This window comes from Sphingomonas olei (genome assembly GCF_045369765.1).
Classification (GTDB): Bacteria; Pseudomonadota; Alphaproteobacteria; order Sphingomonadales; family Sphingomonadaceae; genus Sphingomonas; species Sphingomonas panaciterrae.
Genome location: NZ_JBIQEU010000006.1, coordinates 56,247 through 67,963 on the forward strand (window position 1 = coordinate 56,247; position 11,717 = coordinate 67,963).

Sequence of the window (11,717 nt, forward strand, 5' to 3'; positions counted from 1 at the left end):
TGCCGGTGGCGCATAGGGTGGCAATGGTTCACCTTTCGTTCGGCGGGCATGACCTGACGCCCCTGCCCCAAGGTGCGATATTCTGGCCCGCGCGGCGCGCCCTGCTGGTCGCCGATCTGCATCTGGAAAAGGCGAGCTGGTTCGCGCGCGCCGGGCAGATGCTGCCGCCGTACGACAGCTTCGTCACATTGGCGGACCTGACCGCGCTGGTGGAAGAGACCGGCGCGCGGGAGGTCTGGTGTCTGGGCGACAGCTTCCACGATCCGGAAGGATGCGCGCGATTGCCGCAGCGGGCGCAGGACATGCTGCGGTCGCTGACCAGCGCGACGCAATGGACGTGGATCACCGGCAATCACGATCCGCACGGCGTTGATCGCTGCGGCGGCGAGGTGATGGACGAGGCGGTGGTGGACGGGCTGGTGCTGCGGCACGAAGCGACGCTGAGCGAGACGCGACCCGAGCTGTCGGGCCACTTTCACCCCAAGCTGCGGATCCGGATCCGTGGCAAATTGGTGTCGCGACGCTGCTTCGTCGCGGCGAGCCACAAGCTGATCCTGCCGGCCTTCGGCGCACTGACCGGGGGGCTCGACGTTGACCATCCGGAGATCGTGCGGGCGGTGGGGCGTTCGGCACAGGCGCTTATTCCGGTCGAGAATCGCCTTCTTCGCTTTCCGCTGGCGGCGTAAACGAGCCCAGCGCGAAACGGGCCGCGCTGGCGCCGATCAAGCGGACCAGATCGACTTGGCCGCGCGTGCGCGTCTTGGCGAACAGGCGCTTGGAATAGTTACGCGTCGTTTCGATCGTCAGGCCGAGCTGCGCCGCGGCGTCGGACAGGGTGGCGCCCGCGGCGATGGCGGCCGCTAGGCGCGCCTCGCTGCCGGTGAGGCCGAACAATGCCGCGAGCAGCGCCGGTTGGGCATCATCCCCAGGTCCTGCGTTGAGCGCCATTAGGCCAAGCGCCACGGGGGCGGTGGCGAGCGGCGTCCGGGGCAGATCGAGCGGAATGAGCAGCATCGCCGCGGCCTCCTTTGGCCGCAAACTCACGACCATTGGCCTGCGTTCGGCCACGCAGGCGGCAACGTCGGCCGCTATTGGCCAGAAGGAACCGCCGCGCGCCGCAAAGACCTCCGAGCGCGCAAGCGGGCGTCCATCGGCGCCGAACGACGCCCAGGCGATCCGGCCGGCGGAGACCGCCCGCTCGACCACCGACGCGGTGGTGGCGGCATGATCGAGTGCCGCACGCGTGCGCAGCGCGATCGCGAGATGCGGTGCGAGGCGGGCAAGAAGGGCGCCGTCGGCCGCACTGAAATCGGACTGCGCACGGCGAATCACGAGCACCGCGGCGGCACCGCCGGGATCATCGACGCGGATCAGCCGCGCGTAGCCGCCTTCCTCCTCCGCATAGACGCGGTGCGCCCGCAAGGCGGTGAGATGATCCTGATCAGGCGGCGGAGCGATTCTAGAGTCGAGCCAGCGCCATTCCCCCTGCCCCGCACGCACCGCCAGCACGGCCTGATCGGCGCGTACGCGGCGCTTCAGTCGCTGGAGGAAGACCGCGAACGGTGCCTGCTCATGCGCGCCGTCGTGCAGCGGCAACAACAGGTCGGTCTCGTCGGGGCGGGTGATCGCCATATAGCACCACTCCCATATGGGAGGTGCCGTGTCACCCCGGCGCGGCCATGTTGCAGATCAGCCGGATTGGCGTTGCGGGGATTTTTCGATGACGGCGCGGACACTGACCCACCTCGAGCGGCTGGAGGCCGAATCGATCCACATCATGCGCGAGGTGGTGGCGGAGAGTGAGCGGCCGGTGATGCTCTATTCGGTCGGCAAGGATTCGGCGGTCATGCTGCATCTCGCGCGCAAGGCGTTCCACCCTGCCCCGCCGCCGTTCCCGCTGCTGCATGTCGACACGACGTGGAAGTTCAAGGCGATGTACGCGCTGCGCGATCGCATGGCGCGCGAGAGCGGCATGGAGTTGCTGGTCCACCGCAATCCCGAGGCGGAAGCACGCGGGATCAATCCGTTCGATCACGGCCCGCTGCACACCGACATGTGGAAGACGGAAGGGTTGAAGCAGGCGCTGGATCAATATGGCTTCGACGTCGCCTTTGGCGGCGCGCGGCGGGATGAGGAAAAGAGTCGGGCCAAGGAGCGGGTCTTTTCCTTCCGCTCGGCCAACCATCGCTGGGACCCGAAGAACCAGCGCCCCGAGCTCTGGAACCTCTACAACACCCGCAAGGCACGTGGTGAATCGATCCGGGTCTTTCCGATCTCCAATTGGACCGAGCTGGATATCTGGCAGTACATCCAGCTGAACGACATTCCGATCGTGCCGCTCTATTTCGCCGAGCGACGACCCACCGTCGAGCGCGACGGCATGCTGCTGATGGTCGATGATGATCGCTTTCCGCTGCGCGACGGCGAAGTGCCGGTCGAACGATCGATCCGCTTCCGCACCCTGGGCTGCTATCCGCTGACGGGCGCGGTGGAGAGCGAGGCGGCGACGCTGGAAGAGGTGATCCAGGAGATGCTGCTGACCACCACCAGCGAACGGCAGGGACGCGCGATCGACAAGGATGGCGGCGCGGCCAGTATGGAGAAGAAGAAGCAGGAGGGGTATTTCTGATGGCGTCGCAGTCATTGGCGCCGGCGGCGCCTTCCTATCAGGCGGATCGGCTGATCGCCGACGACATTCATGCCTATCTGGCGCAGCATCAGAACAAGTCGCTGCTGCGCTTCATCACCTGCGGGTCGGTCGACGATGGCAAGTCGACGCTGATCGGGCGGCTGCTGTACGATTCGAAGATGATCTTCGAGGATCAGCTGGCCGCACTGGAACAGGATTCACGCACCGTCGGGACGCAGGGCGACGCAATCGATTTCGCGTTGCTGGTCGATGGGCTGGCGGCAGAGCGCGAACAAGGCATCACGATCGACGTCGCTTACCGTTTCTTCGCGACCGAGAAGCGCAAGTTCATCGTCGCCGACACGCCGGGGCATGAACAATATACCCGCAACATGGTGACAGGTGCCTCCACCGCCGATCTGGCGGTGATCCTGGTCGATGCGCGCAAGGGCGTGCTGACGCAGACCAAGCGGCATTCCTATCTCGCGCATCTGATCGGCATCCGGCACTTGGTGCTGGCGGTGAACAAGATGGACCTGGTCGACTATGACCAGTCGGTGTTCGACGCGATCGTTGCGGATTATCAGGCGTTCGCGACGACCATCGGCATCGATGGGTTTACTGCCATTCCAATCTCGGGCTTTCGTGGCGACAATATCACCGCCGCATCCGACCAGACGCCTTGGTACAGCGGGCCGCCGCTGATCACGCATCTGGAGGCGGTGCCGATCGATGCTGAGGCGGACCAGGCGCGGCCGCTCCGCCTGCCGGTGCAATGGGTCAACCGGCCCAATCTCGATTTCCGGGGGTTCGCCGGGCAGATCGCCTCGGGCGTTGTGCGACCGGGTGATCCGGTACGCATTCTTCCGTCAGGCAAGACGACGACGATTGCGCGGATCGTGACGCTGGACGGTGATCTGGGCGAAGCGGTCGCCGGCCAATCGGTCACGGTGACGCTGGCCGACGAGGTGGATTGTTCGCGCGGCGACGTGATCGCCGCCGCGGGTGATCCGCCGCAAGTTGCCGACCAGTTCGAAGCGACGATCGTCTGGATGGCGGAGGAGGACATGCTGCCCGGCCGCGCCTATTGGCTGAAGCTGGGCACGCAGACGGTCAGCGCGACGGTGCAGGCGCCCAAATATCAGGTCAACGTCAACACGCTGGAGCAGCTGGCGGCCAAGACGCTGGACCTGAATGCGATCGGGGTCGCGAATCTTTCCACCGACAAGCCATTGGTGTTCGAGCCCTACGCCGACAGCCGGACGCTGGGCGGGTTCATCCTGATCGACAAGCTGAGCAATGCCACGGTGGCGGCGGGCATGCTGCACTTCAGCCTCCGTCGATCGCAGAACATCCATTGGCAGCCGACCGACGTCAGCCGCGAGACGCTGGCCGCGCTGAAGAACCAGAAGCCGGTGGTACTGTGGTTCACCGGCCTGTCCGGGGCGGGCAAATCGACCATCGCCAATCTGGTCGAGAAGAAGCTGGTGCGGATGAACCGCCACACCTTCCTGCTCGACGGTGACAACGTCCGCCACGGGTTGAACAAGGATCTGGGGTTCACCGACGCCGACCGGGTGGAGAATATCCGCCGGGTGGGTGAAGTCGCGCGGTTGATGACCGATGCCGGGCTGATCGTCGTCACCGCCTTCATCTCCCCCTTCCGCGCCGAGCGGGAAATGGTGCGCCAGATGATGCAGCCGGGCGAGTTCATCGAAGTGCATATCGACACCCCGCTCGCGGAAGCGGAACGACGCGATGTGAAGGGCCTGTATGCCAAGGCGCGCGCCGGGCAGCTGGCGAACTTCACCGGCATCGACAGCCCCTATGAGCCGCCGGAGGATCCCGAGATCCGCATCGACACGACGGCGATGACGCCCGAAGAAGCAGCGGACCTCATCATTGCCAGGATCATCCCGTGACCAACGCCATGACCGACGCCGCGCTCGCCGCCCACCTTGCCGAGACGGCCGGGCAGATCCTGCTGGCGGTGCGCGGTGCCACGGTGTTCAGCCCGCAGGCGCTGGGCAAGGCAGGCGACCAGACCGCCAATCAGTTCCTTGTCCAGGCGATCCGCCATGCGCGACCCGACGATGGCCTGCTGTCGGAAGAGATGAGCTGTGATGGCGAGCGGCTGACCAAGCGCCGCACCTGGATCGTCGATCCGGTCGACGGGACGCGCGAATATGGCGAGGCGCGGCACGACTGGGCGGTGCATGTCGCGTTGGCGATCGATGGTGTCGCCGCGATCGGGGCGGTGGCGCTGCCCGACGCCGGGCTGGTTCTGCGATCGGATCAGACGGCGGCGGTCCCTCCCCCGGCGTCCCCGCTACGGATGCTGGTGAGCCGCACCCGGCCCGCGCCCGAGGCGGTGGCGGTGGCCGAGCGGCTTGGCGCGACGCTGGTGCCGATGGGGTCAGCCGGGGCGAAGGCGATGGCCGTGGTGCAGGGGGAAGCGGATATATACCTGCATTCGGGCGGACAATTTGAGTGGGATTCGGCCGCCCCGGTGGCTGTGGCGGCCGCTTTCGGCCTGCATTGTTCGCGCATCGACGGCAGCCCGCTGCGGTACAATCAGGAGGATGTGTACCTGCCCGATCTGCTGATCTGCCAGAAAGAACTGGCCGGCGAGGTGTTGGCGCTGGTCCGCGAGATCAACGCCCGCTGAGCGAAAGGCGCCTCCCCCGCGCGTGGCGGAGGAGGCGGGTGCCGATTACTTCAGATGTTCGGCGAAGAAATCGGCCGTGCGTTGATCCGCGAGATCAGCAGCAGCCGGCGAGCGGCGGTCGCCCATTTCGGTCGCGAAGCCGTGATCCTCACCCGGATAATCGTACAGCGTGACTTTGGGGTGATCGTCCAGCCCCTCGTGCATCTTCTGCTGGGTGGCCTTGTCAACGAAGCCGTCTTCGCCGGCTATATGGAGGAGAACCGGGTTGGCGATGGCGTGCTTCTCACCCAGCAGGCCATCGATGCCGACGCCATAATAGCCGACGCTGGCATCGATATCGGTGCGGCAGGCGGTCATGAACGCCAGGCGCCCGCCGAGGCAATAGCCGACCGCGCCGATCTTGCCCGACCCGCCGAGCAGCGACCGGGTTGCGTGGATGGTCGCTTCGATGTCGCGAATGCCAGCGTCCTGATCGAACTGGCCGAACAGGTCGAGTCCGCGCTGCAACTCTTCGGGAATGTCCGGGTTCAGCTCGACGCCCGGCGCGATGCGCCAGAACAGATCGGGCGCGATGGCGAGATAGCCCTGCTCTGCCAGGCGATCGCACTTTTGCCGGATGCCCGGGTTCACGCCAAACACTTCCTGGATGACGATGATGGCAGCGATCGGCGTGCCAGCCGGATCGGCGCGATAGGCCTTGAAGCTGCCCTCATTGTTCAGCGCGGTGATGTCGATCATCTGACCCATGAAAATCCTTCTCCTTGTGATGCAGCCCGCTCCCGCAGTTGCGACGGCAGCGGCAGAGCGGGCATAGATGGTGCACGGGTGACGCTATCGCTCCCCGCAGCACGGCTCAAGCGGAGGCGGCCATGAAGATCAGCATTGAGGTGGATTGTTCTCCGGAAGAAGCGCGCCGCGCCATGGGGCTGCCGGACCTGTCGCCGCTGCACGACCGCTACGTCGCGTTGTTGCAGCAATCGCTGGAGCAGAAGGCCGTGGCGCCGGAGGTGCTGGAGGGATTGATGCGCAGCTGGGCGCCCATGGGTGAGACCGGGGCCAATTTCTGGCGCAGCATGTTCGAGGCGGGCTCCAAGCCCGGCGGCTGATGGACACGATCTTTGCCGTATCGAGCGGCCGCCCGCCGGCCGCCATCGCCGTGCTGCGGGTCAGCGGGCCGAGCGCCATAGTGGCAGCAAAGACACTTGCGGGCCCCCTGCCCGCGCCTCGGACCGCAGCATTGCGCACGCTGCGCCATGATGGGCTGGTGCTGGATCAAGCGCTGGTCCTGGTGTTTCCGGGACCACGGACCGCCACTGGGGAGGATCTGGTCGAGCTTCATCTGCATGGCGGGCGAGCGGTCGTTGCAGCGGTAGAGCGCGCGCTCAGTGAGCAACCGGGACTGCGGCCGGCGGAGGCTGGCGAGTTCACGCGGCGGGCGCTGGCCAATGGTCGGATCGACCTGATCCAGGCGCAGGGGATTGCCGATCTTCTCGAAGCGGAAACCGAGCAGCAGCGGCGGCTGGCGATGGACAGCGCCGATGGTGTGGTCAGCCGATTGGTCGCGCAGTGGATGGCCGAGCTTGCGCGTATCGGCGCGCTGATCGAGGCGACGATCGACTTCGACGATGAGGATGATGTCGAGGCGGTCGATACCGTCCGGATTGATGCGGAAACCAGAGCGCTGGCGGATAAGCTGGCGGGGGTTCTCGCCCGTCCATCGGTCGAGCGATATCGCGATGGTATTCGCATCGTTCTGGTCGGCCCGCCAAATGCGGGCAAATCATCGCTGCTCAACGCGCTGCTCGGGCGTGAGGCGGCGATCGTCTCGCCGATTGCCGGGACGACGCGCGACCGGGTTGAGGCGCAGGTCGTTCGTCGTGGGCGGGCCTATACGCTGATCGATACGGCCGGGTTGCGGGAGGAGACGGATGATCCGATCGAGCGGATCGGGATCGAGCGCGCACGCGCCGCGCTGGCTTCGGCGGACATCATTCTGGACCTCGCGGGGACTGAGGACAGCGAACGTGCGATCCGTGTCTTCGCTCAGGCCGACCGCCAGGGCGACACGCCCATGGGCGCCATACCCACGTCGGTCTATGATCCGGCGACCATTGACGGTCTGTGGGGTGAAATCGAGCGCCGCGGGGATGCTGTGTTGGGCGGTGGAGCGGAGGCGACGTTCCACGTGGAACAGCGCCGCGCGATTGACGCCGCGCACCGCGCGCTTGTCGCTTCACTAAACAGCGACGACTTGCTGTTGCGCGCAGAAGAGGTACGAACGGCAACGCGCGCGCTCGCCGGTCTGCTTGGGGTCGACGCCACCGAGACCATGCTCGATGCACTGTTCGCGCGCTTCTGTGTTGGGAAGTGATGTTTCACGTGGAACAATCCATGGATGTTATCGTCATCGGGGGTGGACACGCCGGGACAGAAGCCGCGGCCGCGGCTGCCCGACGCGGCGCCCGGGTCGCGCTGGTCAGCCATGATCCTGGCAAAATCGGCGCCATGTCGTGCAACCCGTCGATCGGCGGGTTGGGCAAGGGTCATCTTGTTCGCGAGGTAGACGCCTTTGACGGCCTGATGGGACGAGCGGCCGATGCTGCGGCCATCCACCATCGGATGCTCAACCGCAGCAAGGGACTGGCGGTTCAGGGACCGCGAATTCAGGCCGATCGTAAGCTCTACTCCGCCGCCATCCGGACGATGTTGGCGGACCAGGCCGGCGTAACGATCGTTGGTGGCGACGCGGTCGCGCTTCGCCTGGAGGGTGACCGCGTGACCGGCGTTACGCTTGCCGACGGCACGACCATTTCAGCCGGCGCGGCCGTCCTGGCAACCGGCACGTTCCTTGGTGGGCGGATCTTTCGTGGCGAGGTGCAGGAAACCGGTGGTCGCGTCGGCGAGACGGCAGCACTGCCGCTGGCTACGCAGCTTCGCGAATTGGGGCTGCCGATGGGGCGGCTGAAGACCGGCACCCCTCCCCGCCTTGACGGCCGCACGATCGACTGGGCGCGGCTCGAACCACAGCCATCGGACGTCGATCCCTGGACGATGTCGCCCATGACGCACGGCCGCCGCCTTCCGCAGCTTGCCTGCGCCATCACCCGTACCACCGGTGAGACGCACGCGATCATCGGTGACAATCTGCATCGCTCACCGCTGCAGACCGGTGCGATCGAGGGCCTGGGTCCACGCTATTGCCCGTCGATCGAGGACAAGATCCGGCGCTTTGGCGATCGCGACGGGCATCAGATCTTCCTTGAGCCCGAGGGACTCGATGATGCCACCGTTTATCCCAACGGCATCTCCACCTCGCTCCCGACCGATGTGCAGGACGCGTTCATTCGGAGTGTGCCGGGGCTTGAAGACGTGCGGATCACCATGCACGGCTATGCGGTCGAATATGATCACATCGACCCACGCGCGCTCGACGCCACGTTAGCGCTGCCGCAGCTGAAGGGCCTGTTCCTGGCTGGCCAGATCAATGGCACCACCGGCTATGAAGAGGCCGCCGCACAGGGACTGGTGGCGGGGGCCAATGCGGCCGCTGCTGCGCTTGATCTAACGCCTTTCCAGCCGGATCGGACCGCCAGCTATATCGGCGTCATGATCGACGATCTGGTCCTGCAAGGCATCAGCGAACCCTATCGCATGCTGACGGCGCGGGCCGAATATCGTCTTGCACTGCGCGCCGACAATGCCGAGGCGCGGCTGAGCGGGGAAGCGGAGCGGCTGGGGCTGCTGTCCCCACGGCGGCAGCGTCATGTCGCGACACGCATGGCGCAGCGCGCTCAGCTCCGCAGTGGCGAGGCAGACCCAGACGGCGCGATCGACGCTGACCTGATCCGCGAGCATGAGGAGGACGTTCGCTACGCCCCCTATCTCGAACGGCAGGCGGCGGAGATTGCGCGGATGAAGAAGGACGAGAAGATCGTGATCGCCAGCGATGTGGCGCTGGACCGGATTGCCGGCCTGTCGAACGAGATGCGCGAGCGGCTCCGGGCAGCGCGGCCGCGTACGCTGGGTGAGGCGTCGCGCGTGCGCGGGGTCACCCCTGCCGCCCTCACCGCCTTGTGGCTTGATGCGAAGGCGGCGCAGCGATGAACGAGGAAGAAGCACGCGCCGCGGTCCGTGCGATCGTTGGTGACGCAGCGATGCCGCGGCTTGAGCGGTTTGCCGATATTGTCCGCGCGGAGAGCGAGCGACAGAATCTGGTCGCCCGGCGGACGCTCGACTCCTTGTGGAACCGGCATTTCCTCGATTCCGCGCAGCTGCTTCCCTTGGCCGATAAGCATGACGGGACGTGGATTGACGTCGGCACGGGCGCGGGTTTCCCAGGCATGGTCGTCGCGCTGGCGAGTGATCGTCCCGTCGTCATGATCGAACCCCGCCGGATGCGGGCAGACTTCTTGCGGGGCGTGATCGAGCAAGAGGGTCTGACAGCGCGCGTCACGGTTCAGCAGGCGAAGGTCGAGCGCGTCGCCGAGCCCAAAGCCGCGGTGATTTCTGCGCGGGCGGTCGCCTCGTTAGCGGAATTGTTGCAATCCACGGCGCATCTGGCGTCGATGAGCACGCTTTACTTGCTACCCAAGGGACAATCGGCCACCACAGAGGTCATGGAAGCGCAGCGCCGCTTCGCGGGATTGTTCCACGTGGAACAGAGCATCACCGACCCTGCCTCCGGCATCGTCGTCGTGACAAATGTGAAGGAACGGCGATGATCCGCATCGCAGTGGCCAACCAGAAGGGCGGGGTTGGCAAGACAACGTCGGCGATCAATCTGGCGACCGCGCTGGCCGCGACGGGCAAGCGCGTCCTGCTGATCGACCTTGATCCGCAGGGTAACGCCTCGACGGGGCTGGGGATCACTCAGGCGCAGCGCGCTGCATCGAGCTATCATGTGCTGGTGGATCAGGCGCCGGTGGAAAGCGCCGTCGTCGCGACGGGCGTTCCGCGGCTCGACGTGCTGCCGGCGACGGTTGACCTGTCCGGCGCAGAGATCGAACTGGTCGAGCTGGAAAACCGGACTCATCGCCTGCACCGCGCGCTCGACGCAGCGCCGCCGCGCTGGGACATTGCGTTGATCGACTGCCCCCCCTCCCTCGGGCTGCTGACGATCAATGCGATGGTGGCGGCGGATTCGCTGCTGGTGCCGTTGCAGTGCGAGTTCTTCGCGCTGGAGGGTCTCAGCCAGCTGTTGACGACCGTCGAGAGGATCCGTGCCAGGTTCAATCCGGCACTGGCGATCATCGGCGTCGCGCTGACGATGTACGATCGGCGTAACCGGCTGACCGAGCAGGTATCGGCGGACGTGCGCGCCGTGCTGGGCAAGGTGGTGTTCGAGACGGTGATCCCGCGCAACGTACGACTGTCCGAAGCGCCCAGCCACGGCCTGCCCGCGCTGATCTACGATCACCGGTGCAGCGGATCGCAAGCCTATATTGCCCTGGCGCGGGAGTTGATTGCCCGGTTGCCGCATGCCAGCGAGGTGGCCGCATGACCGATACCAAGCGCGCCCGCGGCGGGCTGGGCCGGGGTCTGGGGGCCCTGCTCGGCGATATCGCCCGTGATGATTCCCCGACCGCGACCGAGGGCGGGCCGCCCGCGGGCGTGCGAATGATCCCCGTCAGCGCGATCGCCCCCCACCCGGAGCAGCCGCGGCGACATTTCGACGAGGATGCGCTCAACGAACTGGCCGCGTCGATCGCGGAACGCGGCATCATCCAGCCGATCGTGGTGCGGCCACATGGCCATACCTATCAGATTGTCGCGGGTGAGCGGCGCTGGCGCGCGGCGCAGCGTGCACGGCTGCACGAAGTGCCGGTGGTCGTCCGCGACTATACCGACAGTGAAACGCTGCAGATCGCGCTGGTGGAGAATATCCAGCGGCAGAACCTGAATGCCATCGAAGAGGCAGAGGCGTACAGCCGGCTGGTCGACGAATTCGGCCATACACAGGAAGTGCTGGCGCAGACGGTGCACAAGTCGCGCAGCCATGTCGCAAACCTCCTGCGGCTGCTGGACCTGCCGAAGACCGTCCAGGCGCGCGTGGTCGATCGTACGCTGAGCATGGGCCACGCCCGCGCGCTGATCGGCGCGCCTGACCCCGAGGCGCTGGCCGATCAGGTGGTGACCAAGGGGCTGTCGGTTAGGCAGACCGAGAAACTGGCGCAATCGGCCAAGCCAGCGACGACGCGCAAGCCCGGCAACCGCGCGAGTGCTGGTGGCTCCTCGGCGAGCGGTGATGCCGATGTGGCCGCGCTGGAGCGGCAATTGGGCGACCTGCTGGGTGTGCGCGTGCGGATCACCTACAGCCCCAATGGCGGGTCGCTGACGATCGATTATTCGACGCTCGATCAGCTCGACATGATTTGCCAGCGGTTGAGCGGCGAGCCGATCTGATCCTGTGGGTACGCAGGC

General features: G+C 66.2%; 12 protein-coding genes. 10 read left to right on the top strand and 2 right to left on the bottom strand.

Going from position 1 to position 11,717, the window contains the following annotated elements:
- Positions 1 to 23 precede the first annotated feature (23 nt).
- Positions 24 to 686: a ligase-associated DNA damage response endonuclease PdeM gene (pdeM, locus tag ACH0BU_RS09050; RefSeq protein WP_334656311.1), complete on the top strand. Its 663-nt coding sequence runs from the start codon at positions 24 to 26 to the stop codon at positions 684 to 686.
- Here the strand turns inward: pdeM and ACH0BU_RS09055 are convergent.
- Positions 640 to 1,632 carry a hypothetical protein gene (locus tag ACH0BU_RS09055; RefSeq protein WP_500263958.1) on the bottom strand — a complete coding sequence of 331 codons (993 nt, stop codon included), beginning with the start codon at positions 1,630 to 1,632 and terminating at the stop codon, positions 640 to 642. The two genes, pdeM and ACH0BU_RS09055, sit on opposite strands and share 47 nt — an antisense overlap.
- 88 nt (positions 1,633 to 1,720) lie before the next feature.
- Between ACH0BU_RS09055 and cysD the strand changes: the two genes are divergently transcribed.
- From cysD to ACH0BU_RS09070, 3 genes are read left to right on the top strand one after another with little or no spacing between them, the layout of a single operon-like run.
- Positions 1,721 to 2,629 (top strand): sulfate adenylyltransferase subunit CysD, encoded by a 909-nt coding sequence (gene cysD / locus ACH0BU_RS09060; protein ID WP_334656313.1) that lies wholly within the window; start codon positions 1,721 to 1,723, stop codon positions 2,627 to 2,629.
- Positions 2,629 to 4,551 (top strand): sulfate adenylyltransferase subunit CysN, encoded by a 1,923-nt coding sequence (cysN, locus tag ACH0BU_RS09065; protein ID WP_500263959.1) that lies wholly within the window; start codon positions 2,629 to 2,631, stop codon positions 4,549 to 4,551. Before cysD ends, cysN begins: the two co-directional genes overlap by 1 nt.
- 8 nt (positions 4,552 to 4,559) lie before the next feature.
- Positions 4,560 to 5,297, top strand: a complete 738-nt coding sequence (locus ACH0BU_RS09070) for a 3'(2'),5'-bisphosphate nucleotidase CysQ (protein WP_500263994.1) — start codon at positions 4,560 to 4,562, stop codon at positions 5,295 to 5,297.
- Between the two features lie 45 nt (positions 5,298 to 5,342).
- Here the strand turns inward: ACH0BU_RS09070 and ACH0BU_RS09075 are convergent, their stop codons facing one another.
- Complete coding sequence (locus ACH0BU_RS09075) at positions 5,343 to 6,044, bottom strand: dienelactone hydrolase family protein (RefSeq protein ID WP_500263960.1); 702 nt, start codon at positions 6,042 to 6,044, stop codon at positions 5,343 to 5,345.
- Positions 6,045 to 6,166: 122 nt separating this feature from the next.
- Here ACH0BU_RS09075 and ACH0BU_RS09080 point away from each other — a divergent pair, with 122 nt between their 5' ends.
- Genes ACH0BU_RS09080 through ACH0BU_RS09105 form a run of 6 tightly spaced genes read left to right on the top strand, consistent with a single transcriptional unit; the run spans position 6,167 to position 11,699 of the window.
- Entirely contained in the window at positions 6,167 to 6,403 is a 237-nt protein-coding gene (locus tag ACH0BU_RS09080; protein WP_046409420.1) for a DUF6489 family protein, read from the top strand.
- A complete protein-coding gene (gene mnmE, locus ACH0BU_RS09085) occupies positions 6,400 to 7,668 on the top strand; it encodes a tRNA uridine-5-carboxymethylaminomethyl(34) synthesis GTPase MnmE (protein WP_500263995.1) in 1,269 nt (422 codons plus the stop codon). Before ACH0BU_RS09080 ends, mnmE begins: the two co-directional genes overlap by 4 nt.
- 20 nt (positions 7,669 to 7,688) lie before the next feature.
- Positions 7,689 to 9,401, top strand: a complete 1,713-nt coding sequence (gene mnmG / locus ACH0BU_RS09090) for a tRNA uridine-5-carboxymethylaminomethyl(34) synthesis enzyme MnmG (protein ID WP_500263961.1) — start codon at positions 7,689 to 7,691, stop codon at positions 9,399 to 9,401.
- A complete protein-coding gene (gene rsmG, locus ACH0BU_RS09095; RefSeq protein ID WP_500263962.1) occupies positions 9,398 to 10,018 on the top strand; it encodes a 16S rRNA (guanine(527)-N(7))-methyltransferase RsmG in 621 nt (206 codons plus the stop codon). The genes mnmG and rsmG overlap by 4 nt, the downstream gene beginning before the upstream one ends.
- A complete protein-coding gene (locus ACH0BU_RS09100; RefSeq protein ID WP_136450919.1) occupies positions 10,015 to 10,797 on the top strand; it encodes a ParA family protein in 783 nt (260 codons plus the stop codon). Before rsmG ends, ACH0BU_RS09100 begins: the two co-directional genes overlap by 4 nt.
- Entirely contained in the window at positions 10,794 to 11,699 is a 906-nt protein-coding gene (locus tag ACH0BU_RS09105) for a ParB/RepB/Spo0J family partition protein (RefSeq protein WP_145117667.1), read from the top strand. The genes ACH0BU_RS09100 and ACH0BU_RS09105 overlap by 4 nt, the downstream gene beginning before the upstream one ends.
- The last annotated feature ends 18 nt before the right edge of the window (positions 11,700 to 11,717 follow it).